19 protein-coding genes are annotated in these 24,846 nt (G+C 48.3%); 10 read left to right on the top strand and 9 right to left on the bottom strand.

Going from position 1 to position 24,846, the window contains the following annotated elements:
- Positions 1–6: 6 nt before the first annotated feature.
- Together JS578_11160 and JS578_11165 are read right to left on the bottom strand one after the other, a co-directional pair.
- Positions 7–1,260 carry a Gfo/Idh/MocA family oxidoreductase gene (locus tag JS578_11160; protein QRX63409.1) on the bottom strand — a complete coding sequence of 418 codons (1,254 nt, stop codon included), beginning with the start codon at positions 1,258–1,260 and terminating at the stop codon, positions 7–9.
- 219 nt (positions 1,261–1,479) lie between these two features.
- Positions 1,480–2,838, bottom strand: a complete 1,359-nt coding sequence (locus tag JS578_11165) for a Gfo/Idh/MocA family oxidoreductase (GenBank protein QRX63410.1) — start codon at positions 2,836–2,838, stop codon at positions 1,480–1,482.
- A 415-nt stretch (positions 2,839–3,253) separates the two neighbouring features.
- Between JS578_11165 and JS578_11170 the strand changes: the two genes are divergently transcribed.
- Positions 3,254–3,739 (top strand): DUF4230 domain-containing protein, encoded by a 486-nt coding sequence (locus JS578_11170; GenBank protein ID QRX63411.1) that lies wholly within the window; start codon positions 3,254–3,256, stop codon positions 3,737–3,739.
- Positions 3,740–4,011: 272 nt separating this feature from the next.
- Positions 4,012–4,338 carry a hypothetical protein gene (locus tag JS578_11175; protein QRX63412.1) on the top strand — a complete coding sequence of 109 codons (327 nt, stop codon included), beginning with the start codon at positions 4,012–4,014 and terminating at the stop codon, positions 4,336–4,338.
- Positions 4,339–4,356: 18 nt separating this feature from the next.
- On the opposite strand, the gene JS578_11180 is transcribed toward JS578_11175, so the two are convergent.
- The 7 genes from JS578_11180 to JS578_11210 form a co-directional block, all read right to left on the bottom strand.
- Entirely contained in the window at positions 4,357–4,902 is a 546-nt protein-coding gene (locus JS578_11180) for a GNAT family N-acetyltransferase (protein QRX63413.1), read from the bottom strand.
- A gap of 4 nt (positions 4,903–4,906) precedes the next feature.
- The gene (locus tag JS578_11185) at positions 4,907–5,638 is read right to left on the bottom strand and encodes a DsbA family oxidoreductase (GenBank protein QRX63414.1); all 732 of its coding nucleotides are present in this window, start codon (positions 5,636–5,638) and stop codon (positions 4,907–4,909) included.
- Positions 5,631–8,177, bottom strand: coding sequence for an ATP-dependent Clp protease ATP-binding subunit (locus tag JS578_11190; protein QRX63415.1), 2,547 nt, complete (start codon positions 8,175–8,177; stop codon positions 5,631–5,633). Before JS578_11190 ends, JS578_11185 begins: the two co-directional genes overlap by 8 nt.
- 167 nt (positions 8,178–8,344) lie before the next feature.
- Positions 8,345–9,355: an iron ABC transporter permease gene (locus JS578_11195; GenBank protein QRX63416.1), complete on the bottom strand. Its 1,011-nt coding sequence runs from the start codon at positions 9,353–9,355 to the stop codon at positions 8,345–8,347.
- On the bottom strand, positions 9,348–10,523 hold the full coding sequence (locus JS578_11200; GenBank protein ID QRX63417.1) for an ABC transporter substrate-binding protein: 1,176 nt from the start codon (positions 10,521–10,523) through the stop codon (positions 9,348–9,350). The genes JS578_11195 and JS578_11200 overlap by 8 nt, the downstream gene beginning before the upstream one ends.
- Entirely contained in the window at positions 10,504–11,637 is a 1,134-nt protein-coding gene (locus JS578_11205) for an AI-2E family transporter (protein ID QRX63418.1), read from the bottom strand. Before JS578_11205 ends, JS578_11200 begins: the two co-directional genes overlap by 20 nt.
- A 22-nt stretch (positions 11,638–11,659) precedes the next feature.
- Positions 11,660–11,893: a DUF2007 domain-containing protein gene (locus tag JS578_11210; GenBank protein QRX63419.1), complete on the bottom strand. Its 234-nt coding sequence runs from the start codon at positions 11,891–11,893 to the stop codon at positions 11,660–11,662.
- Positions 11,894–12,000: 107 nt separating this feature from the next.
- On the opposite strand from JS578_11210, the gene JS578_11215 reads away from it, so the two are divergent.
- The 8 genes from JS578_11215 to JS578_11250 all read left to right on the top strand — a co-directional run bounded on the left by JS578_11215 (position 12,001) and on the right by JS578_11250 (position 24,814).
- Complete coding sequence (locus tag JS578_11215; protein ID QRX63420.1) at positions 12,001–12,765, top strand: SDR family oxidoreductase; 765 nt, start codon at positions 12,001–12,003, stop codon at positions 12,763–12,765.
- Positions 12,766–12,782: 17 nt separating this feature from the next.
- Positions 12,783–15,227 carry a S9 family peptidase gene (locus JS578_11220; protein ID QRX63421.1) on the top strand — a complete coding sequence of 815 codons (2,445 nt, stop codon included), beginning with the start codon at positions 12,783–12,785 and terminating at the stop codon, positions 15,225–15,227.
- Between the two features lie 149 nt (positions 15,228–15,376).
- Entirely contained in the window at positions 15,377–15,649 is a 273-nt protein-coding gene (locus JS578_11225; GenBank protein QRX63422.1) for a co-chaperone GroES, read from the top strand.
- 82 nt (positions 15,650–15,731) lie between these two features.
- Entirely contained in the window at positions 15,732–17,366 is a 1,635-nt protein-coding gene (gene groL / locus JS578_11230) for a chaperonin GroEL (protein QRX63423.1), read from the top strand.
- A 308-nt stretch (positions 17,367–17,674) separates the two neighbouring features.
- Positions 17,675–20,941 (top strand): TonB-dependent receptor, encoded by a 3,267-nt coding sequence (locus tag JS578_11235; protein ID QRX63424.1) that lies wholly within the window; start codon positions 17,675–17,677, stop codon positions 20,939–20,941.
- Between the two features lie 17 nt (positions 20,942–20,958).
- Complete coding sequence (locus tag JS578_11240; protein ID QRX63425.1) at positions 20,959–22,473, top strand: DNA-binding protein; 1,515 nt, start codon at positions 20,959–20,961, stop codon at positions 22,471–22,473.
- A 567-nt stretch (positions 22,474–23,040) separates the two neighbouring features.
- Entirely contained in the window at positions 23,041–23,688 is a 648-nt protein-coding gene (locus tag JS578_11245; protein QRX63426.1) for a hypothetical protein, read from the top strand.
- 31 nt (positions 23,689–23,719) lie between these two features.
- Positions 23,720–24,814, top strand: a complete 1,095-nt coding sequence (locus JS578_11250) for an aminoglycoside phosphotransferase family protein (protein ID QRX63427.1) — start codon at positions 23,720–23,722, stop codon at positions 24,812–24,814.
- Positions 24,815–24,846 lie beyond the last annotated feature (32 nt).

Consider the following 24,846-nt stretch of genomic DNA (forward strand, 5'->3'; position numbering starts at 1 on the left):
TTGGGGTTAAATGGTCCAGGGTGCACGCATCGGTTGATCAACAAGCTTGTTGGCCTCTGCATCGTTGATAAACTCTTCCTTCACCGGATCGAACTCAAGGGTTCTGTTCAGTTGAAGGGCTACGGCACCCATGTTAACGATGGTACAAGAACGGTGACCGTTCACCTCGTTCAATGCAAACTTCTGTCGGTTGCGAATCGCTGCGAGGAAATCGGTCTGCTGTTCAACTGGCTCGGGATAGTCGGCCAGTTTCTTTTCCCAGTCCGGGATGTCACAAACAAAGTTCCTGTACACATTACCCTTGGGTCCAGCAATGTAAGGTGTGTCAGGCTCACCGTAGTCACCGCCCCAGAGGATGATCTGGCACCCATCGGCATAGGTGTAGGTGATGGAACGCCAGGTGCCTACAGCATCGGGGTGTTGTTGGGGTGCATCGACCTCCACCTTCACGGGACTGGTGTCATCCTTGCCCAGCATGTACTGTACCGGATCGATATAATGCTGTCCCATATCGCCGAGACCACCTCCGTCGTAGTCCCAGTAGCCACGGAAGGTCTGGTGGACGCGATGTGCATTGTAGGGTTTGTTTGGAGCCGGCCCCAACCACATATCATAATCCAGTTCCTCAGGTATGGGTTGTGGTTCAAGATGGTTTTTACCCACCCAGTAGAATTTCCAGTCAAAGCCTGTATGCTTGCTGATGGTCACCTTCAAAGGCCATCCCAGCATGCCACTGTCGATTAGTTTTTTCAGGGGTTTCACCGGCGTACCCAACCCGTAGAAGGGATCTTTAAAACGGAACCAGGTGTTGAGTCGGAAAATGTTGCCATGTTGGGCAATGGCTTCTCGTACACGCTTTCCTTCACCAATGGTGCGTGTCATTGGTTTCTCACAAAAAATATCTTTCCCTGCCTTCGCGGCTTCCACCGACATGATGCCATGCCAGTGGGGTGGGGTGGCGATATGAACGATATCCACATTTTTGTCGAGGATCAGATCACGGAAATCATGGTAGAGACTGATTTTGTCTTTCACCATTGAAGCTGCCTGTGAGAGATGATTCTTGTCTACGTCACACATGGCAACCACGCGTGTTTTGTCGTATGGAATATGGCTGCGACCCATTCCTCCCACACCGATGATCCCTTTGGTCAGTTCATCGCTTGGAGCAAGCATGCCATTTCCCAGCACATTGCGGGGAACAATGGTGAGCAAGGTCACTCCTCCCAGCGTTTTTAAGAATTTTCTTCTGGTGGTCATTAGTAAAATAATTAATTAAAATAGCCGTTTTAAACTCAATATATTGCAAAAGTAGTGTTTTTTTTGTGAATTATCACAATATCATAGGTTGTTGTTGAGCAGCAAGAAGAGGAGACTATTACGGAAATAATATTTCCAGGGAAAATGGTTGCGATAATTGTTAAATTTTTAGGAAAATCTTTTTCCTGAATAAGAGATAGAGGAAGAGCCAGCCAATGGCTAATAAGTGAACACTTTCCCTCCGGCAATAACCTGTTTTGTTGCCTTGTCAAAGGTCGCCCGCTGACCGGTGCGCAGGGCGGCTGTCACCATGATGTCTGCGATAGAATGGTTGTAACCGGCCTCAACGGGAGCATTGGTTTTGATGTTTTTTTCTCGTACACAATCCATCCAGTTTCTCATGTGTGCATTGGTTAACGGGTCGGCACCGGTGTCGGCACCACTCTCTGCTTTCAGTTGTGGCAGTTCAAACCGATCCAGTTCAAAAGGTTTCATCCCTATGGCAGAGGCAAATCTTTCTGTTAGGCCTCCTTCATCGGTGACCAGGTTGCTCTCCAGGTCCAGCTTGCCCCCGTTGGAGAAGTACCACTCTTTGGTGCCTCCCGATGCGTTGTGCTGCCGTGAAGAATAGATCACCTGAAAACCGTTTCCCGGCTCTTGATTGTCATGTTCACCGTAATCGAACACGGCAGTCATGGTGTCGTAGTTGGTTCTGCCGTCGTTCCACATATAGATTCCGCCATTGGCCACTACGGAACGGGGGTAATCTAGTCCGCTGAACCAGTGCACCGTGTCAATCTGGTGTGCCATCCATTGCCCGGGGATGCCAGAGGAGTAGGGCCAGAAGAGTCGGTATTCCAGATATTTGCGTGGATCCCACGGCTCATAGGGGCGGTTCATCAGGAACCGTTTCCAATCTGTATCTTTCTCTCTGATCTCTTTGGTGAGTTCCGGCAATCGCCAACGTCCCGGCTGATTGACATTCCAGGTCATCTCCACGGTGTTGATCTTGCCAAACCTGCCCGATTGGATGTAATCGTGTGCTGCGTGATAGTTGGGTCCACTGCGACGTTGTGATCCAATTTGTATTACCTTACTGGTCTCTTGTGCCGCACGCAGTGCTACATTCGCATCCTCCATGGTTTCAGCAAACGGTTTTTCCACATAGACGTCACACCCAGCCCTTACGGCCTCGGCCGTATGAAGTGCGTGCTGGAAGTCGGCCGTGCTGATGATGACTGCGTCCGGCTTCTGGCTCCATAGCTCATCGGTGTTACGGGCTGTACGAATTGAACCTCCGGTCTGTTCCTTGTACCATGCCACTCCCTCCTCCCTGCGCCGGTTCCAGATGTCACAGACTGTGAAGAGTTCAAAGTTCATATCAGGTGCGTACTTGAGAAAAGCTTTTCCCAGTGAGTTTTTGAATCGATTGGAGAAACCCAGGATACCCACCTTGACCCTATCGTTCGCCCCCATGATGTTGGCATAGCTTCTGGCTGACATGTGAAGGTTGCTGCCGAGAGTTAATCCGGCAGCTCCCATGGCTGCTTTCTTGATAAATCCTCTTCTTGTTTCCATGTAAATAGTTGTATAAATTTTTGGGATAAACTCCTCGAGTCTGTTTCTCCTCAACGAATTCAGAATTGTTTACAAACAAATTAACATCATTTTTTTTTGAAACCAAATATATCAAACCGTTTTGGGCCGTTTGAAGCAATCTTTTCTTATCTTACTGTAATGTTTGGCGACTCAATCCAGGGTGGTGATGACCAATGAACACAAAAAAAGTTGAAAACAACGAACCTAATTACAATTTTGCTATATTTGTCATTCGAGTCAGTAAGAAATGTTATTTTAAGTTGTGGATATTCCATCAAAAAAAATATCGCTCACATCCCTGTTCTTTTTTCTCACTACTCTGATTCTGGCCATCTTATTATGGGTGAACAACGTCAATAGTGATAAAAAGAGAGGTTATGACAGTTCGTCCGTGATGAACAGGATCACTTATCTGCAGGAGCTGGCACTGGTGAAGCACAATTACACCGGTGTAATCAGCTATAAGGATTACATGAAGATTCTGAATGTGAATGTACCGCTCACCGATAAGTACTTCTTACTAAAATACCATGGTTACATTAAGGCGGGTGTTGATTTCGACCGAATTACAGTGAAACCTGAGAACGACACCACTATTTTGGTAACGCTCCCAAAACCGCGCATACTGGAAACGGTGATTGATGAAAACTCCATCGAGGTTTTCAATGAAAGTGACAACGCATTCAATCCTATCCGTATTACTGATTACAACGAAGCTTTGATTCGCGAAAAAAAGGTGATGGTGAACGATGCACTCGAGCAGGGGATCCTGGAGGAGTCGACACAACAGGCTAAAACGGCAATCCGTTCGTTGTTGAGAGAGATGGGTTACCGTGACATCCGGATCACCGAACAGCTGGTGTTGCCCCAGCTACATTAGTTTGTCAGCGGAGAAATGGCTTTTTAGTCGTTTAATGACAGTTACGATATGTTTCGAATATCAAATACCAAGACATACATATGCGATTTACAATTCGTCTTTTTCTTTTCTGGGTTTCTGTTTTTCTGGTCTTTTTTCTGGCTGTGTTGGGGGTTGTATATCTTTTCTGGAGAGTACAATTTGATTTCTGGCAGGCGAGTCTCGTTTTTTTTCTGGTGGGAGTGATCCCTCCCGCTCTTATCACCGCCTATTTTTTCAGACGATTGGATTATATGGAAACAGAACTACTTACGCCTCCCTCCTTCTCTGGTCAGAAGAAAGGACGATTCAAATTCAAGGCCAGAAGTAGTTGTCCATTCGATGAGGTGTTGCAGCGTATCGACCGGCAATGGATTATATCCTTTTCAGATCGAAAAAACAAAGTGTTGAAGTTCAGGACCGATGCCAGGATGATGTCCTGGGGATTGGGAGGTTATCTCAGTATGCCGGAGGATGATGCCATTGAGGTGATCGTTTATCCGATGCACCCCAGGTCCAAGCGCGAGAATTTGATGCTCACGCAATTGCTGCGCGCGATCTCTTCTGTGCTGGGGAACTGATCATACTGCCCGGTGCTCTTACTCGACTGGTTGTTCACAGTAGCGTATCACCTCCTCATTCACAAACTGTAAAAAATCTTTGTGAGCCTCTTTTGTGATCATCCGCGGATAGCTCAAAATTAGAAGTTCCTGAGGTTGTGCCTCAAGACGGTACGGAAGATGCACAAAACGATAGGGGGTGAGTGTAAAGCCAGCCCTTTCATAAAACTGGAGCCTGCGCACTGATAACTCATTGACAAGTGGGTCTATCTCAAGGATAATGGTCTGTTCGCTGTCACGCAGGTAGCGAAGCATCTCTGATCCGTACCCCTGTCCGCGTAGTTCCGGTGTCACAGCAAGATGTTCCAGGTAACGATAACCCTTCCACTCCCAGAAGAAAAGGAGACCTGCCAGTCTGCCTCCATCCCAGGCTGACAGGGGAAAGAACCGTTCATCGGTACATGCCAGCAGATGATCTTCCATTTTCCTCCGCTCTGCAACTGGGAAACTCTCTTCGTAGAGATTCCATACACTGTTCCATCTTTCTTGTTCTTCCGGGTCGATCCGTAGGAATTCCATTCTCATCTGTTTAAATCTCACATACACCGTCGGCAGTACAGGATTTGCCCTTTGTCACCGTCAATTCATTCTCTTTTTCGGTACGGTTCTTCCAGTGACTGTATGCTTTTCTGAGCACTTTAAGGAAGAGTTCCTCCGGTTCGGATCCAATGATGGCCTGTCTGCGGTCCATCAGGAAGGTTGGTACCGTGTCAAATCCCAGGTTGGCCATTTCCTGGATGTCCTGTTTGATCTCATACAGGTAATCATCACTCTCCAGCATCGTGCGGATTGACTGTTCTTCGAGTCCGGCATCCACGCCGATTGATATCAGCAATTCCCTGTCGCTGTAGTCTTTTGCTTCCTCAAAATAGGCCCTGGAAATGCGTCGCAACACCTCTGACTCAACTCCCTTCGTTGCTGCCAGCTTGATGAGCCGATGGGCATCACTCGTGTTCGCAGCAATAGCATTTGGCAAATTGAATCCCACACCGGCATCATCAGCAAGCTGTTTCACCCCTGCGAACATTTGATTCATCTTCTCCTCCTTGAGACCCGCTGTTTGGGTCAGATATTCGGTTACGGGATAACCTTTCCCAAGACCCGGCAACTCCGGGTTGAGTTGAAACGCTTTCAATTCAAGTTCCACTTCATCAGCATGTTCAAACTGCTGCAGCGCTTTTTCATAATGAATCTTCCCTATATAACAGTATGGGCACATGATGTCGGTCCATACTTCCACTTTCATCTTTTGTTCACTCATTCTCGTTTGTTGTATTCATGATGATTTGCTGCTTTTCACTGTCGAAGTCAACCTTGATGGTATCTCCTTCTTTCACTCCTGTACGGAGAATCTGTTCAGCCATCTCATCTTCAATATATTTCTGTATTGCTCTTTTGAGCGGACGGGCACCGAACTGCACGTCGTAACCCTTGTTGGCGATAAACTCTTTAGCTGGTTCGGTAAGTTCCACCTTGTAACCAAGGTCACTGATTCTTATGTAGAGCCCTTTCAGTTCCAGGTCAATGATCTTGTAGATTGACTCACGACTCAGTTGGTCGAACATCACGATATCGTCCACCCTGTTCAGGAACTCCGGTGCGAAGGCCTTGTTGAGGGCTTTCTGAATGATGTTTCGTGAGTATTCGGCATCGGTCAGGTCTTTGTCGGTATGAAAACCGATTCCCCTGCCAAAATCTTTCAACTGCCTCGTGCCGATGTTGGAGGTCATGATCAGGATGGTGTTCTTGAAATCAATTCTTCTTCCCAGGCTGTCGGTGACACGCCCCTCATCCAGTATTTGAAGAAGGATGTTGAAGACATCGGGATGTGCTTTCTCAATCTCATCGAGCAATACCACGGAGTATGGACGTCGGCGTACCTTCTCGGTGAGCTGGCCCCCTTCCTCATAACCCACGTATCCGGGAGGTGCACCCACCAGCCGGGAGACGTTGAATTTCTCCATATACTCACTCATGTCTACCCGGATCAGGTTCTCGGTTGAGTCGAACAGGAACTCGGCCAGCTTCTTGGCTAGGTGGGTCTTGCCCACACCTGTGGGACCAAGGAACATAAAGGTGCCAATCGGCTTGTTGGGGTCTTTCAATCCCACACGATTGCGTTGGATGGCCTTCACGATCTTGTCAACCGCCTCATCCTGTCCAATCACCTTCTCTTTCAATTCTTGCCGCATCTCCAGCAGCCGTTGTCCCTCGGCCTGGGCGATGCGTTGTACCGGAACACCTGAGATCATCGCCACCACTTCTGCAATTTTCTCCTCGTCCACCAGTTCCGGTTTCTCCTTGATCTCTTTTTGCCAGCGTTCCTCTTCGGCTTCGAGTGCCAGCAACAGTTGCCGTTGCTTGTCACGGTAGCTTGCTGCAAGCTCATATTTCTGTGCCTTCACGGCATCTGTCTTCTGCTGTTCCACCTCTTTCAGCTCTCCTTCAAGATGTTCGATGGTCTCAGGAATCACGATGTTGGAGATGTGCACCCTTGCACCCGCCTCATCCAGTGCATCAATCGCCTTGTCGGGGAAAGTGCGGTCGGATACATAGCGGTCGGTGAGCTTCACACAGGCCTGTAACGCCTCGTCTGTATATCGCACGTTGTGATGCTCTTCATAACGCTCTTTGATGTTACGCAATATCTGAAGGGTCTCATCGGGGGTAGTAGGATCTACAATCACTTTCTGAAAGCGACGTTCCAGTGCTCCGTCCTTTTCGATGTTCTTACGGTATTCATCGAGTGTCGTGGCCCCGATACACTGTATCTCACCGCGAGCCAGTGCCGGTTTCAGCATGTTTGCCGCATCGAGCGAGCCGGCAGCTCCGCCAGCACCCACGATGGTGTGAATCTCATCAATGAAAAGGATGATGTTGGGGTTCTTCGACAGTTCGTTCAGGATTGCTTTGATGCGTTCCTCAAACTGACCGCGATACTTGGTTCCTGCCACTATCGATGCCATATCGAGGGCGATTACCCGTTTGTCGAAAAGTGCCCGTGACACTTTCTTCTGGGTGATTCGCAATGCCAGACCATCTACGATGGCCGATTTGCCCACACCGGGATCACCAATCAGTACCGGGTTGTTTTTCTTGCGACGACTGAGAATCTGTGCAATTCGTTCAATCTCCTTTTCTCGTCCCACTACCGGATCAAGCCTGTTCTCCAGTGCGGCACGTGTGATATCGGTTCCGAAGTTGTCCAGAACGGGTGTGTCGGAAGCATTGCTCTTTGCCTGTGAAGAGGTGCTTTGTCCGCTCCCCGGATTGAATGATGATTTGTCGTTCATCTCATCATCATCATCGTCTGTGAAGTTTGCACCCCCAATGGGAGGGTTGGTTTCATCTGTTTCACCCCTGTTTTCAAGTATGCTTTTCACATAGAGAAATGCACTGGAGTAATCCAGCTGAAATTTGGTGAGTATATCGTTGATCAATGTGTTCTTTTCTTTCAGCAAGGCCAGCAGGATATGTTCAGATCCTGTCTCTTTGCTTTTGGTCAGACGAGCTTCCAGAATGCTCATCTTTAACGCTTTTTCCGTATTTTTATTGATCACAACTTCGCTGGTGCCATCATATGGCTCCTGAATGGTACGTATTTGCTTGTCAATATATGCTTTCAACATTTCCAGATCGATGTCGAAATCCTGGAGCACCTGGATGGCCAGTCCTTCGCTGTCACGCAGGATGGCCAGCATCAGATGTTCTGGTCCGATGTAGTTGTTCTGGAGCCTTCCTGCTTCCTCGCGGCTGTAAGCCATGATCTCTCTGACCCGTTGAGAAAAATTGTTATCCATTGTTTTTGTTCCTTCTTTTACCAACTATATTTCTTACAAATATAGAATTTATTTTTTGAATCACTCCCGTTGGGAAATTTCAGCCCATGAAAATTAACGTTCGTCAGTATTAACGCAAAAACAGTGCCATAGTTTAATTTTGGAACGATCAAACTACAGCGGTTACTTTAAAGTTTCTTTCTTTTTAACACGACCCAGACAATCATCGGAGCACCGAAGAGAGCGGTTACAGCATTGATGGGGAGGGTGCGGTTGGTGATGGGGATTTGTGAGATGATGTCACAAATCAGCATCAGGATGCTGCCGAGCAGAAGGGTTGCCGGCAGGATGCTCCTGTGGTTCACCGTGCCGAAGAATGCTCTGGCGAAGTGTGGGATCACAACCCCCACAAAAGCAATGGGACCGGTGAAAGCAGTCACAGTACCTGTGATAAGTGAAGCAATGGCGATAATCAAAAGACGTGTCCGTCGAATGTTCAGTCCGCCGCTTACCGCGTAATGCTCACCTAACAGCAGACTGTTCAGCGCTTTTATCAAAAGGAAGCAGATCAACACACCCGCCACAAAGAGGCTGAGCAGTATGGGCATCTTCTGCCAGGTCACACCTCCCAGGCTGCCAAAGGTCCAGGTGACAAACAGCTTGAGAGAATCAGGATCAGCGAAGCTCTGCAGGATGGTCACCACAGCACTGGCCACATACCCAAAAATCATCCCTAGCACCAGGATGGTGATAGAGTCTTTGATTCGTGACGATACACTGAGGATTAGCAGCATCACACCTGCAGCACCTGCTACGGCGGCAATCACTGTGGACATGCTGCCCAATGAGGAGAGAATCGGATAAATCGCCGTACCACTCAACATCGTGAGCAGTGCTACCCCAAGACCAGCTCCGGCACTCACACCCAGCACATCGGGACCCGCAAGTGGATTGCGGAACAATGTCTGCATCAACAATCCCGATAACGAGAGTGCAGCTCCTGCGATAACCGCTGTGATCGCTTTCGGCAAGCGATAATTGAGGATGATCTCGTTCACAATCAGATCATCTGATCCGCCCCGTAATGCCTGCAAGGCTTCCAGGAACGGTATGTCTGCATTCCCGCTGAATATATCGGCCAGGAATGCTGTTGCAAGCAGCAACAACAAGAGCAGGAATAGGGCAGGTTGTTTATTCACGGAATGGCTCCTCCTCCAGTGGTTTGATGTAGGTGAATGAATATTCGGGCAGTGCCTCCGGGTAAACTGCCCGAATCAAATCGGAGAGCACCAGGTCCGGGTGGGCCGCTCCACTTTCAAAATAGTCATTTCCCCCGTTCAAGGTGATGCGATTGTGGTTGTTGAAGACCTGTCTTTTCTTCACTGCGTTCAATAATAGGTATTTGGCATCCTTCTCTGCCAACTCGGCATAGCTGTCTGATTCGCACCCAAACCAAAAGTCGGCAGCTGAGAATTGTGTCAATACAGACTCAATGTCGAGCCCGATGCTGCCACTCTCCCGATTGTCGCTGTAACGATACTGGAGACCGGCATCACGAAAGAGGGCTGCGTTGAAGCTCTTGCCACCGGGCACGTACCAGGTGCCCTGAAAATTGTCACCCGCCAGCAGCGAGGGGGGTACTGGATTCGTTGGAATTTGCTCACGTGCAAAGTTGTACCGTTGTTCAATTTCAGCAAAGAGTGAGTCGGCCTGCAGATCCTTGCCGAAAAAGGCGGCAATCATCCTGATCCACTCTGCCCTTGCAAGTGGTTCATTCTCCATCCATTCCAATGAATAGATGACAGGGATGCCGGCCCTGGTGAGTCGCTCGCTGTAACTGTCCACCTGGGCATATGCTGAGTTGATCACCGCATCAGGTTTCACCGTCATCACTTTTTCAAGGTTTGGTTGAAAGGGATCACCCATGTCGCTGATCACTCCTTGTTCAATTTTTTCAAGTATCAAAGGGTTGTAGATCCGGAATCCGTCGGTCACCCCTTTGATGGCATCCGTTTCACCCAGCAGGGAGAGAAACTCGAAATAGGAAAAGCTATTCACCACCAGTGAACTGACAGGTATTTGGATGGAGATACCGTCGGAAGGTAGTTTCTCCGGTAGTGTAGGGTAGAGATAATAGACCGCATATGGTTCATCATCTTTCGACCAGGGGTTGAGAATGGTGAGGCGGGTATGATCATCAGCACGATCTATTTGAAATCCTTTGGCATGGCGTAGTTCCACATGATTAGTGTAGGGTTCGAAAAATTCATGATGCTCTCCTTTTTTCCCGGAGTGACAACCCGAAGTAAACAAAATGAGAATAATCGTGAGCAGATAAGGAGTGGGGTTATTCATTCTTGGGAACATCAATCTTCTTTTTTTTGCTTTTTACCGGTTTGTATCCCGGAATTGATACCTTTCTGGCTTTCATCCGTGTGGTGACACGTGGCACCGCTTTCGAACCCTTCACATACTCGTGGCGGTACATATTGAAGAAGAGAATGAAGAGTGATAAGAGGAGCGGTCCGAAAATGATTCCCCAGAATCCGAACATGGGGATTCCGATCAGCACCCCAAATACGGTGATCAGCGGATGAATATCTGCCAGTTTCTTTTGTAGCAGAAAACGGGCCACATTGTCCACACCACCAACGATGATAAGCCCATAGATGGCTAACCCAATGCCGTTCACATAGTCTCCGCCAAGAAGCAAGCCGATGCTGATCGGCACCCAAACAATCATGGTCCCTACCAGTGGAAGTATCGTAGAAAAGGCGGTCAGGATGGCGTAGAGTAGTGCACTCTCCACGCCGAAAATAAGATAACCCATGTAGGCGAAGATGCCCTGGATAATTGCCATCAGTGGAATACCAATGGCGTTGGCCTGGATGATGAGACGGGTCTCTTCCCCCAGGATCTGCTTGTTTTCCTCCTTGAAAGGGAGTATCTCACGAATCGACTTTTCAAACTCATCGTTGCTGAAGAGCATGTAATACAAGACGAAGAGGATCACGACAATGTTGATCGCAAAGGAGTAAACACTGTTCCCTACAACCTGTAACAGGTTTGTGCCTATTTTGGGGAGACCCGACAGATTCTCCGGCGTGAAGAGATTGAAACCAAGCCGTTCTTCAATTGAGAGGATGAATGCGCTCACATCATCGAGAATCACCTGTGGATCAAAAGTGATCCCTGAAAAGGTATCAATCACCAAAAGCGTCAATCCGGAGAGCGGTATCAGGATAAAGAAGAGAACCTCAAGCATGATCAGTAACGCACTGAGAGATTTGCGCATCCGCCACCTCTGTGTCAGAAATCGCTGTTGGCCACTGACAATCACATAAAGCGTAGCGGCCCCCAGGAAACCGCTCATATAGGGACGGGTGAATTTGAAGATGATCAATCCCAACAGGATCAATGCCCCTATCAGGATATACTTGTAACGCAGGTTGTTCCTTTCTTTTTCCGCCTGTTCAATCATGTGGTATAATTATAACGGAAAGTTACTGAAAATCTTCCGGTTTGGCAAATCCGCCCTCTATCAGCGCCTCGCGGGCTTTCTCATAGTCCGATTGCTTTACCTGCATCTCAATATCCCCCAGGGTGTATGCCAGCCGGTTAGAGACCATATTCTTCATGTAAATTTCAATCCCCCTCATTTCCATGAATGTTTGGACGATGGTGGCATCTGCCGGGAAATTGAATGTTTTCACAGTGATAAAACTATCTTCCTTCATATTGAGTTGTGTTTGTGAATGTAAAAATACGCTTTTTTTCAGATATTCCCTTCCCTGAACTTTTTTTTGGCTATTTTTGATCATTCAATCATAAAATTTAAGCTGTTATGTCAAAAATCGCACTTGTCACCGGCGCAACTGCCGGAATTGGTGAAGCAACTGCACTGATGCTGGCAGAAGAGGGTGCTGCCCTGATCATCACCGGGCGCAGGGAAGAACGCCTGCTGTTACTGAAAAACAAACTGGAGCAATTAAATGTTCGTGTGTTGCCGCTCTGTTTTGATGTGAGTGATGAGCAGGCAGTAAAACAATCGTTGGGATCACTGCCGGAAGAGTGGCGTGCGATTGATATCCTGGTAAACAATGCGGGTCTGGCTGCGGGTCTGAGCTCCTTACAGGAGGGAGACAGCGACGACTGGAACCGGATGATTGACACCAATGTGAAGGGGTTGCTTTATGTCACCCGTGCTGTGACTCCAGGCATGGTGGCAAGGGGTAGCGGACAAATCATCAATATCGGATCCATTGCCGGCAAGGAGGTTTACCCCAACGGAAATGTCTATTGTGCCACCAAGCATGCGGTTGATGCCCTTACAAAGGGATTGCGCATTGACCTTCTACCACATGGCATTCGTGTCACGCAAGTATGCCCCGGTGCGGTGGAGACCGAATTCTCACTGGTCCGATTCCATGGTGATGCGGCTCGTGCCGGAAAGGTGTATCATGGTTTTGAAAATCTCGTCGCCGGTGATATTGCCGAATGCATTCGGTTTATCATCAACCGTCCTCTCCATGTGAACATCAATGATATGGTTGTGATGCCTACGGCGCAGGCAACAGCCACTCTTTTTCACAAAATTGATAATCTATAAATCTAAACAGGAATCAAATGAAAAAACGAACTTATCTTTTTACACTTTTATTGACAATGACAACCACGATGTTACAGTCACAGGAGAAGATCACTTTTCAAACGCCTCCCCGGGAGATACTGGAGTTGGTAGATGTTGAAAGAGCCCCCGCTGTTAATATGGACAGTAGGCAAGAACAGATGCTTTTCTATTATCGAAACAGCTTCAAGTCGCTGGCTGAACTCAAACAGCCGGAACTGCGATTGGGGGGACTGCGCATCAACCCCGATGCCAACATATCGAGCACTATCACCTATTACAATAACATACGTTGCAAAAGAACGGTTGAAAATGATTTGCACCAAATTACCAGGTTGCCTGCAGATGCACGCATGGCCTATTTCTCGTTCTCTCCCGATGAAACAAAATTGGCATTCACCAACACCACCGATCAGGGTGTCGAACTTTGGGTGATCGATCTCACCGATCTCACCGCACGCAGAATCACACAGGCTATCCTGAATGCCAACGCCGGCATGCCTTACAGTTGGTTCCCCGATGGATCGTCGCTATTGGTGCAGATGTTACCCGCCGATCGCCCCTCTCTGATAGATGCAGGGAAAGCACTGCCGGAAGGACCGATTGTGTCGGTCAGCGAGGGCCAGATCTCACAAAACCGCACCTATCAGGATCTGCTTAAAAACCCTGTCGACGAACTCAACTTCGAGCGGCTCATCACCTCTGAACTGTATCGTGTGGATCTTAACGGTGATGTTGACCTTTGGAAAGAGGCAGGGATGTATGTCGATCAGGAGTTCTCACCCGACGGGGACTATCTGCTCTTAACCACGCTCGAGCACCCATTTTCATATGTGGTGCCCTGGTACAGTTTCCCCAACAGAACCGATCTCTTTCATGCCGATGGTCGTTTTTTGAAGAGCTTCAGCCATCAACCATTGCTCGACAACCTGCCGGTGGGGTTCATGGCCACCTGGCAGGGAAAGCGCAACATCCACTGGCGGGGCGACAAGCCGGCAACGCTCGCGTGGGTGGAAGCGTTGGACAATGGTGACCCGGAAGTAGAAAAACCTTTCCGCGATGAACTCTTTCAGCTGGAGGCCCCTTTTACCGGTAAGGCTCAATCATTGATGAAGACCATTCAACGATTCGCAGGGGTGATATGGGGCAACGAAAGCTATGCAGTGGTACAGGACAGATGGTGGAACACACGCAACAGCAAAACTTATCTCTTCAACCCTTCCGACACCAGTCGTGAACCCCACATCCTCTTCGACCGTGATTATCAGGATGCATACAGCCACCCGGGAACTTTTCAGACAGAGAAGAATGAGCTGGGCAGCTACACCCTTAAGATTGATGATGGCAACGCTTACCTGTTTGGTGAGGGTTTCACGCCCGAAGGTCAGTTTCCATTCATTGACGCTCTCAATCTGAATACGCTTCAGAAGAAAAGGATTTATCAATCTGACCTCAAAGGAGAGGTTGAGAGTCTTGTAGCTTTTGCTGACAGCAAGAAAGGAGAGGTGATCACCCGTCTTGAATCACCTGTTAATTATCCCAACTATTACATTCGGGATATCAAACGAAAAAAAGATTTAATTCCGCTTACAGACTTTGAGAATCCATTCAAGAGCATCGAGGGGATTCACAAGGAGGTGATCAGCTACCGCAGATCCGATGGTGTGACACTTACCGGCACACTCTACCTGCCTGCTGATTACGACAAAGAAAAGAAAGAGAAGCTTCCCATGATCATGTGGGCTTACCCTACTGAGTACAAGGACAAGAGCAGTGCAGGTCAGAATACTTCAAATCCCAATACTTTCACCTATCTATCTTACGGCAATCCCATTTACTGGGTAACCCGTGGATATGCGGTACTTGATGATGCCGCTTTCCCCATCGTGGGGGAGGGTGATGAGGAACCCAACGACAGCTTCGTGGAACAACTGGTGGCGAATGCCAAAGCAGCTATCGATGCGGTTAGTGCGATGGGATATATTGACCCTGATCGGGTTGCCGTGGGCGGACACTCCTACGGTGCCTTCATGACCGCCAACCTGCTCACCCACTCCGATCTGTTTGCTGCCGGTATTGCGCGCAGCGGAGCCTACAACCGAACACTGACACCATTTGGCTTTCAGAGTGAAGAACGTAGCTACTGGGATGCACCGGAAGTATATCAGTCCATGTCTCCTTTCATGCATGCCGCAAAGATGAAAACACCGATGCTGATCGTGCACGGTGAGGCTGACAACAATTCAGGCACCCATACCATGCAGAGTGAACGCTATTTTCAGGCACTGAAAAGTTTCGGCGCTCCGGTACGTCTTGTGATCCTTCCGATGGAGAGCCATGGCTATGCTGCCAGGGAAAATGTACTGCATCTGCTGTGGGAACAGGACCAGTGGCTGGAAAAATATGTGAAGAACAGGGTAAGGGAGATGAAGCGGGCAGACTGAAAATTTGTCAGTCATCTTGTCAGTTTCTACATCTGCATCCTTTTTTTTGTTTGCTTTGTGGCATAAATAATTTTTGGCACAGATTTCGCAGTTCTGCTGATGTCAATTTGATCCATAAAAAGTTAAATAGTAACATCAATTTTAGTAGTATGAACATTAAACCATTGGCAGACAGAGTGCTGGTAAAACCAGCCGCTGCAGAAGAAAAAACAGTCAGCGGAATTATTATTCCCGATACCGCAAAAGAAAAGCCCCTGAAAGGTGAAGTGATTGCCGTAGGTAAAGGTACTAAAGACGAAGAGATGGTCGTGAAAGAAGGCGACAAGGTACTCTATGGTAAATATGCAGGTACTGAAATTGAGGTCGATGGTGTGCCGCACCTCATCATGCGTCAATCAGATATCCTGGCGGTTCTATCGTGAGAGAATAAAAAATGATTGAGAGTGATTGAATCAATCCAGATCAATCCGGAATTAAAATCAAACAACAAAACAATTAGACAATATGGCAAAAGAGATTAAATTTAATATGGATGCCCGTGACCTGCTCAAAAAGGGTGTGGACGAACTGGCAGATGCTGTGAAGGTGACATTGGGACCCAAAGGTCGCAACGTGATCATTGACAAGAAATATGGTGCACCCCAGATCACCAAGGATGGTGTGACGGTTGCCAAAGAGGTGGAACTCGAAGATGCTTTCCAGAACATGGGAGCTCAGCTGGTGAAAGAGGTGGCCTCCAAGACCAACGACGATGCCGGTGACGGTACCACAACCGCTACGGTGTTGGCTCAGTCAATCATTGGTGTGGGTCTGAAGAATGTGACTGCCGGCGCCAATCCCATGGATCTGAAGCGTGGTATTGACAAGGCGGTGGCCAAGGTGGTAGAGAACCTCCGGGAACAAGCCGTTGAAGTGGGTGATGACCTGAAGAAGATCGAAAACGTAGCCAAGATCTCCGCCAACGGTGACGAGACCATCGGCAAGCTGATCGCCGAGGCGATGCAGAAGGTGAGCAAGGAAGGTGTGATTACCGTGGAGGAATCGAAAGGTACCGATACCTATGTGGATGTGGTGGAAGGTATGCAGTTCGACCGCGGCTACATCTCTCCCTACTTCGTGACCGATACGGAAGCGATGGAGGTGGACTTTGAAAATCCGCTCATCCTGATCCACGACAAGAAGATCTCGGCCATCAAGGATCTGCTGCCCATCCTCGAAAAAGGGGTACAAACCGGCAAACCGCTGTTGATCATCGCCGAAGATATCGACTCGGAAGCACTCACCACCCTGGTGGTGAACCGTCTGCGCGGATCTCTCAAGATCGCTGCCGTGAAAGCACCCGGCTTTGGTGACCGCAGAAAAGAGATGCTTGAAGACATCGCCATCCTTACAGGAGGTGTTGTGGTTTCAGAAGAGAAGGGACTCACCCTTGAGAATGCCACCCTGGATATGCTTGGTAGCGCAGAAAAGGTGACCATCGACAAGGATACCACCACCATTGTGAACGGTGTGGGTGAAAAAGAGGCAATTGAGAGCCGCATCGGACAGATTCGTGCCCAGATTGAAAAAACCACTTCCGACTACGACCGCGAAAAACTGCAGGAGCGTCTTGCCAAGCTGGCCGGCGGGGTAGCAGTGCTTTACGTGGGAGCCGCCTCAGAAGTAGAGATGAAAGAAAAGAAAGACCGCGTGCAGGATGCACTTTCAGCAACCCGTGCTGCGGTTGAGGAAGGTACTGTTCCCGGCGGAGGTGTGGCTTACATTCGTGCCATTGATGCCATCGACGGCATGAAGGGTGAGAACGAAGACGAGACCACCGGTATCGAAATCGTGAAGCGTGCCATTGAGGAGCCGTTGCGTCAGATCGTTGCCAACGCCGGAAAAGAAGGCGCCGTTGTGGTACAGAAAGTACGCGAAGGAAAAGCTGACTATGGTTACAATGCGCGTTACGACCAATATGAAAACCTCTATGAAACAGGGGTGATCGATCCTGCCAAGGTGACCCGCGTGGCACTGGAAAATGCAGCCTCCATTGCCGGTATGTTCCTCACCACCGAGTGTGTGATTACCGACAAGAAAGAGGAGAACCCTGTAGCACCGCAGATGCCTATGGGCGGCGGTATGGGCGGCATGATGTAATTGGCCCGATAACATAGACAATTACACTCTTTAAAAGTTGAGCGTATAACTGAAAATGAAAATGAGTAAGTTATACGCTTTTTTTATTGAAAAATTGGTTAATACCTCTCTTTGGTTACAATTTGTTTTATTTTTGTGCCGCTCTCTGTTATTTTGATTATTTTAAGTACATGAAAATCAGTTCTCTCGATATTGGGGCCCAAAAGAAAATCGTAACATTAATGTAACACGATTTAAAAAAAAATGTACTACTTTTGTGCAGAAATTCGTTTCAGACATTCACAACTTATAACTAAAAATTTGAATTTATGGTGAAAAAACTGAGGTCTATGGCAGTAATTCTTTCATTGCTGCTGTCTACAGTATTGAGTGCGCAGGTAACCACCTCCAGTATGAGTGGACGGGTTACCGATGCTGAGGGGACCGTGATTGGTGCAACGGTGATTGCCACACACCAACCTTCAGGAACAACTTATGGTACGGTAACCAATATGGAGGGTCGCTTCAACCTGAACGGTATGCGTGTAGGCGGACCCTATACCGTAGAAATTTCATACATAGGATATGGTACGAGCACTACCAGCAACATCACGTTGAGCCTGGGTGAAAACTATGTATTGAATGCGGTGCTTTCAGAAGAAACCACCTCATTGGACGAGATTGTGGTGACGGCACTGCGCACCAAGTTCTCCACAGAGAAAACAGGTGCTGTGACCAACATCACCAACGATCAGATCGCCAATCTGCCAACAGTTAGTCGCAGCATCATGGATGTGACCCGCCTCTCGCCTTATGGTGGTGATGGTATGAGCTTTGCCGGTACCGATGGCCGTACAGCCAACTTTACAGTAGATGGCGCCAATTTTAATAATAACTTCGGTTTGAGCGATGCTCTTCCCGGCGGAGGAAACCCGATCTCTATTGAAGCAATCGAAGAGATGCAAGTGGTGATTGCCCCTTACGATGTGCGTCAAACCAACTTCATTGGGGGAGGGGTAAACGCGATTACCAAATCGGGTACCAATACCTTCAAGGCCAGCGCGTACGTGTATCACAGAAATGAGAACCTCAGAGGTGATGCTGTTAGAAACAAACAAATCGAAGGAGCACGAGAGAAAGACCGCAACACTACCTACGGTTTTACTTTAGGTGGTCCCATTATCAAGAATAAATTGTTCTTCTTTGTGAATGCCGAAATGGCGAAAACGCCTACCATTGTCAATCGTTGGAGAGCTTCGACCAATGGTGTGGCTGTTCCGGAAAGCTATATCTCCCGCACCACTGAAAGCGACCTGAAGCGGGTTTCTGATTTCGTGCGGAGTGAGTATGGCTACGAAACCGGATCCTACACCAACTTCCCGGCAGATGAAAGCAATGACAAACTGCTTGCCCGTTTGGACTGGAACATCACCAACAAGCATCGTCTGGCGTTGCGTTACAATTATACAAAGAACCTACGGTGGAGTTCTCCTAATGCTTCATCTATGGATGGGGGTACTCGTATGTCTGAAGCCAGAATGTCACAGGCCTCCATGTCTTTTGCAAACTCAATGTATTCGCAAGACAACCTGGTGCATTCCTTCTCTTTCGATTTGAACAGCCGATTGTCAAATAACCTGTCGAACCAGTTCCTGGCAACCTTTTCAAAGCTCGATGATATCCGCGGATCGAGTTCGTCAGAATTCCCCTTTATCGACATCCTGAAAGATGGACAGGCCTACATGTCACTGGGGTATGAGCTTTTCACCTGGAACAACGGTGTACACAACAATGTGCTGAACATTAAAGATGAGTTGACCTACTATATGGGCAATCACAAGATTGTGGGAGGTATTGCCTACGAATACAAGATGGCAGACAATGCCTATATGCGTAATGGTACAGGTTACTATCGTTACTCCAGTCTCGATGATTTCCTGACCGGAGCAACCCCTGAAGTTGTAAACTTAACTTACGGTTACGATGGTGAAGCAAATCCTGCCGCTCGCGTGAGAAGCAACAAGCTTGGCGTTTATGCACAGGATGACTGGAGTTTCAGTGAAAAATTCAAACTTTCCTATGGTATTCGCATCGACGGATTGTTCTTCAACAACAATGACCTGATGACCAACAAGGCGATCCAGGAAATTGACTATTCCGGTCGTCATATCGATACCGGCAAATGGCCTTCTGCAAGTGTGATCTTCTCTCCCCGTGTCGGTTTTGTATGGGATGCATTTGGTGACAGGAACCTAAAGGTACGCGGAGGTACCGGTCTCTTCTCCGGGAACCTGCCGCTGGTGTTTTTCACCAACATGCCTACCAACGGTGGTATGGTACAATATCAGGCGCAAATCAACGCTTCAAATGCTGCTAAGAGAGGTTTTTCAATGGATGAGTTTGCCGGCGGCCTGGTAACAGATGCCAACGGAAACGCAAACATCTCAGCCCTGTACGACAAGCTGGCCGGATTGGGATATCCAACCACCATCTCCCCCGAAGATGGTACGGTGCCCTCTGCTATTGCGGCTGTAGATCCGGACTTCAAGATGCCCCAGGTATGGAAAACATCACTGGCGGTTGACTATGCCTTTCCAACACCATTCCCCTCCTCGGTAACGGTGGAAGGAATCTTCAACAAAACCATCAACGGTGTATCCATTTCTGACTGGAGCATTCCGTCGGTTGGCGGCTTTGCCCGCTTCAACGGTGCAGACAACAGGCCGATTTATCCCGTCGGTTATCGTACCGGTACGAAGGCGTTTGTGCTGGAAAACACCAGCCGCGGATATGGCTGGTCAGGCAACATCACGCTCAATGCACAACCCACAGAATTCATCAGCCTGATGGCTGCTTACACCCACACCGTGGCCAAGGATGTAACCGGTATGCCCGGCTCGAATGCGGAATCTGCATTTACCTATGTGCCCACAGTGGAAGGCCCCAACCACATCAAGCTGCACAACTCCCAGTACACCACACCCGATCGTCTTGTGGCTGCACTGACTACCCATGACAAGAGTGGCAATCACTATAGCTTTATTTATGAAGGCTGGCGCGGTGGAGCCAAATACTCCTACATGACTGAGAACCATCTCAACGGGGATGAATACAACTACGATGCCATCTACGTGCCAACCGACGAGGAGGTAGCTAACGGACAGTTCCGCTTTGTTACGCCCGACGACCAGGCCCGTTTCATGGATTACGTGCATGGCAGCAGCTATTTGAAGAACCAGCAAGGCAAGTATGCAGAACCCTACAGCGTTTACTCTCCCTGGGTACATCGCATCGACTTCAGCTACAAGCACGATTTCGTGCTCAATGCAGGCAACAACGAACACAAACTGCAGCTGAGCCTGGATATCAAGAACGTGATGAACCTGTTCAACTCCAGCTGGGGTGTAGGCAAATACCTGAACCCGGAAATTGGTTCGGAAGCCCGCATCCTCAAATATGAAGGAGTGGATGCTGAAGGTGTTGCAACCTTCTCTACACCCGCTTCCATCCATGGTGAGACCGAGACATTCACGCCAAGCTACTCACTGGGTCAAACCTGGTACGCTTCGATTGGTGTCAAGTATATTTTCAACTAATTAAACGTAAAGTCGATATGAAATTAAAATATTTATTCCCTTTCTTCATCGCGATGCTTGCACTGATGACAAGTTGCGACGATGAAGCATCGATGACCCTGCTGGATGAAATTCAGGTCTCCTCCTCATACGTCTCTATTCCTGTGGAGGGAGGTGCTACAACCATTACCGTAACCACGCAGGATAGCTGGACAATTGAGAAGGTAACCACCGATAAGGACAAGGTCGAGTGGCTCACAATATCTGCCACTTCAGGCAGTGCCGGCGAGTCTCAAATTACCTTTGAAGCCCCATCTGCCCTTGATGGCCGCACTGCAGAGGTGCTGCTTAAAAGTGGTGACAAAACGCAACGCATCAATGTGATTCAAGGACTGGCTGTAATATCAGAGGCTTCGGTTTCAGAAGTACGATCAGGTCCCGACGGTAAAACGTTCCTGGTGTCAGGTGTGGTTACTGCCATATCCAATACTTTGTATGGTAACTGGGATTTGACCGATGAAACCGGTACAATCTATATCTATGGTACGCTTGATGCGAAAGGTGCCACGAAAAACTTCCTGAGCCTTGGCCTTGAAGTGGGTGATGAGGTGACAATACAAGGACCAAAATCTACTTACAGCGGATCACCCCAAATGGTGGATGTAACGGTACTAAACATCAACAAATCGCTTGTGAAGGTTGATTCTGTTGAAAACGCACAGCTGCCTGTTGAAGGGGGCGAATTTACCGCTTACCTCACCTGCAAGGGTGAAGGTGTATCGGTGGAGATTCCGGAAGATGCCAAGTCCTGGTTGTCTATCTCATCCATCGAATCGGCCGGTACGAACGCGGTGGTGAAATTCAATGCCGCTGCCAATGAAGGGGGCGACCGTGAAACCACCCTCACCTTCCGCACCACCTTTGAAGGCAAGAACTACAGCACCGAAACAACGCTGACACAGAAAGGTGCGATCGTTGAGGTATCGATTGCCGAATTTCTAGCCGCTGAAGTAGGCAACATCCCATATCGTTTGACCGGCGTAATTACAAAAGTTGATGAAAAATATAATAATAATTTATATCTAAGGGATTTCTCCGGCGAAACTTATGCGTATCGTCTCGATTTGCAAGGTAAAGAGTGTAAAGTGGGTGATATCATTACCATTGTTGGTAAACGTGCCGAATACAAAGGGACTCCCCAGGTCGCCGGTGCCGTGCTGGAAAGCGTGATCCCGGTAACTCTTGCTACCATCGCCGAGGTGCTGACCAAGCCCGATTCAAACACAGACTACTTTATGGTATCAGGAGAGGTTACCTCGATTGTCCATGCAGTATATGGTAGACTTAATTTAAAAGAGAATGGCAGTGAGATTTATATGTATGGCTGTTCTCCGGGTTTTGGAGCAACTGGTAGCGATAGAGATAATATGTTGTCTATCCATGGTGTTGAAGTTGGGGATAAACTAACGGTTATTGCTAAGAAGGGTTCATACCAGGGAGAACCCCAACTTACAAATAGTTTCTATTTCAGCCATGAGAGTGCTGCTCAGTAATTTCTGAAAGTAGCCTGTATGCAACAGAGCAAACAGTATAGATTGAGCGAAACATAACTGCAATTTATCCTGATTGAATTTAAGACGAGGCTGTGCTGAAAAGCACAGCCTCTTTTTTTTGCCTGCTTTTGGGAAGCTCATCCTATATTTTTTTTGTTTGTATGTTACAGTTTGAGTAGCCCCATTTCATGAAGAGACAGCCTATTTTCTTCGTTACAGGTTCTAATCTCGTTCTAATCTCGTTCTAATATGGCTCTAATATGGTTCTAATAGATTCGAACCAGATTAGAGTCAGTTACGAATGAATTGATACGCTGTAAAGAGCCAATTAAGGTGATTCTTAGTGGGTGGGATGAAAAAAACCATCTCATTTGCATGTTGAGACAGTCTCTAGGGTTAGAGGCACCGAGAACCTGCAAAGACCCTCCAAAAATCTGTGAATTGGAGAAGCCTCCCTGTCGTTTTTCAGGTGATTTCTTCTATTGAATTCCTGCTTTCGTCAGTTGAATCCCATATTATTTGTCGGAGTGGCCCGAAAACCATATCTTTGATAAAATTTTTTAGGAAATGAGAAAATTGCATGTTCCCCTGATTGAACTTTCCGCTGTTGAACCTGTCACATCCCGGATTGACCAGTTGCTTCGCTCTGGGGCTGTGGCTCAGATTGACCGGCTGAACTGGCCGGAAGCCTATCCAAAATCTTTGCCTACTACCGTGACGGCTGCCCATGATGGCGCCAGGCTCTATCTCTGCTTCAGCGTGGAGGGGGAACAACTGCGGGTGCTGCACACCCGTGATTTCGATCCTGTTTGGCAGGATAGTTGCGTGGAATTTTTCATGCAGCGTGAGGGTGAAGATACTTACCGCAACTTTGAGTGCAATGCCCTGGGGGCGTTGCTGGCTGCCCACCGGGAGTCGAGGGAGTCGTTTCAACGGCTTACCGAAGAGGTTAAAACGGTTTTTCGGTACAGTTCAATTCAACACTGCTACGAGGGTGACCGGCAGCTCTCCGATTGGCAGCTCTACCTGGAGATTCCGAAGGAAGTCATGGGGTTCGCATCGGAGGAGTTACTCTCCGGTCAGATAATACGGGCGAACTTCTACAAGTGTGGTGACGAAACAGCAGAACCGCACTACCAGAGCTGGAATCCTATTGAACTGCCCAAACCCGATTTTCATGCTCCACAGTTCTTCGGATCGCTGGAGCTGGAGTAGTCACTTGATCAAAATTACCAAAACAGATACAATGAAAGAGATAAACAAACTGAACGAGATTGTCATCCCATTCCTGGGAGAGAAAAACAAGACGGAGGTCACCCCCCTGGGAAAAGGCCATATCAATGATTCCTACAAGGTGGTTGCAGGTGAAAGTGAGTATGTGTTGCAACGCATCAATCATCATATCTTCCGGAATGTGGAGCAGTTGCAACAGAATATTTCCAGGGTAACCGGGCACATTCGGAAAAAGCTGGAAGAGAAAGGCCTCACTGATGTGGATCGGAGGGTGCTGACGCTTGTTCCCACGCAGGAAGGAGCGCTCTTTCACCGTGATGGCAACGGCGACTACTGGCGCATGATGCTCTTTATCGCAGAGAGTAAAAGTTATGATGAGATCAATCCGGAACTGGCCTATTGCGCCGGACAGGCCTTTGGTGAGTTCCAGCAGATGCTGGCCGACCTGCCGGGAGAGCCTCTCTTCGAGACCATCCCCAATTTCCACAACATGGAATCACGTCTGCAGACCTTTCGTGAGTCTGTAAAGGCTGACAGGGCCGGAAGGCTCAAAGAGGTGTCTCATCTGGTGGAAGAGATCGAGAAAAGGGCAGAAGAGATGTGTAAGGCAGAAAGGATGCATCGCGAAGGGAGCCTCCCCAAGAGAACCAACCATTGTGATACCAAGGTAAACAACATCCTCTTCGACCAGCAGGACGAAGTGCTCTGCGTGGTGGACCTTGACACGGTGATGCCGGGGTACGTGCTTTCTGATTTTGGTGATTTCATCCGTACCGGTGCAAACAACGGTGCGGAGGATGACCAGGATCTGGACAACGTGTCGCTCAACCTGCCCATTTTTGAAGGGTATGCACGTGGTTACCTGCAGAAAGCAGCCTCCTTCCTGACAGAGGTGGAGATTGAACATCTGGCCTACGGAGCCAAGCTGCTCACTTATATGCAGACGGTTCGCTTCTTCTCCGACTACCTGGATGGTGACACCTATTACAAGATTGCCTATCCGGAACACAATCTGGTACGCACTAAAGCACAGTTCAAACTGTTGCAGAGCCTCGAAGAACACTATGATGAGATGCAGCGCATTGTACGGGAAGCTGTTGTCCGTTGATAAATTAATATGACAAAACAAGCGGTGTAAAG

It is taken from the genome of Dysgonomonadaceae bacterium zrk40, assembly GCA_016916535.1.
Lineage (GTDB): Bacteria > Bacteroidota > Bacteroidia > Bacteroidales > Dysgonomonadaceae > Proteiniphilum.

What these genes read in the sequence shown, in the direction of transcription:
- JS578_11210 (QRX63419.1), bottom strand. Translation starts at nt 11,893, where the DNA reads ATGAAGGAAGATAGTTTTATCACTGTGAAAACATTCAATTTCCCGGCA.
- JS578_11165 (QRX63410.1), bottom strand. Translation starts at nt 2,838, where the DNA reads ATGGAAACAAGAAGAGGATTTATCAAGAAAGCAGCCATGGGAGCTGCC.
- JS578_11190 (QRX63415.1), bottom strand. Translation starts at nt 8,177, where the DNA reads ATGGATAACAATTTTTCTCAACGGGTCAGAGAGATCATGGCTTACAGC.
- JS578_11175 (QRX63412.1), top strand. Translation starts at nt 4,012, where the DNA reads ATGGAAACAGAACTACTTACGCCTCCCTCCTTCTCTGGTCAGAAGAAA.
- JS578_11205 (QRX63418.1), bottom strand. Translation starts at nt 11,637, where the DNA reads ATGATTGAACAGGCGGAAAAAGAAAGGAACAACCTGCGTTACAAGTAT.
- JS578_11200 (QRX63417.1), bottom strand. Translation starts at nt 10,523, where the DNA reads ATGTTCCCAAGAATGAATAACCCCACTCCTTATCTGCTCACGATTATT.
- JS578_11245 (QRX63426.1), top strand. Translation starts at nt 23,041, where the DNA reads ATGAGAAAATTGCATGTTCCCCTGATTGAACTTTCCGCTGTTGAACCT.
- JS578_11180 (QRX63413.1), bottom strand. Translation starts at nt 4,902, where the DNA reads ATGAGAATGGAATTCCTACGGATCGACCCGGAAGAACAAGAAAGATGG.
- JS578_11235 (QRX63424.1), top strand. Translation starts at nt 17,675, where the DNA reads ATGGTGAAAAAACTGAGGTCTATGGCAGTAATTCTTTCATTGCTGCTG.
- groL (QRX63423.1), top strand. Translation starts at nt 15,732, where the DNA reads ATGGCAAAAGAGATTAAATTTAATATGGATGCCCGTGACCTGCTCAAA.
- JS578_11250 (QRX63427.1), top strand. Translation starts at nt 23,720, where the DNA reads ATGAAAGAGATAAACAAACTGAACGAGATTGTCATCCCATTCCTGGGA.
- JS578_11170 (QRX63411.1), top strand. Translation starts at nt 3,254, where the DNA reads ATGAACAGGATCACTTATCTGCAGGAGCTGGCACTGGTGAAGCACAAT.
- JS578_11215 (QRX63420.1), top strand. Translation starts at nt 12,001, where the DNA reads ATGTCAAAAATCGCACTTGTCACCGGCGCAACTGCCGGAATTGGTGAA.
- JS578_11185 (QRX63414.1), bottom strand. Translation starts at nt 5,638, where the DNA reads ATGAGTGAACAAAAGATGAAAGTGGAAGTATGGACCGACATCATGTGC.
- JS578_11220 (QRX63421.1), top strand. Translation starts at nt 12,783, where the DNA reads ATGAAAAAACGAACTTATCTTTTTACACTTTTATTGACAATGACAACC.
- JS578_11225 (QRX63422.1), top strand. Translation starts at nt 15,377, where the DNA reads ATGAACATTAAACCATTGGCAGACAGAGTGCTGGTAAAACCAGCCGCT.
- JS578_11160 (QRX63409.1), bottom strand. Translation starts at nt 1,260, where the DNA reads ATGACCACCAGAAGAAAATTCTTAAAAACGCTGGGAGGAGTGACCTTG.
- JS578_11240 (QRX63425.1), top strand. Translation starts at nt 20,959, where the DNA reads ATGAAATTAAAATATTTATTCCCTTTCTTCATCGCGATGCTTGCACTG.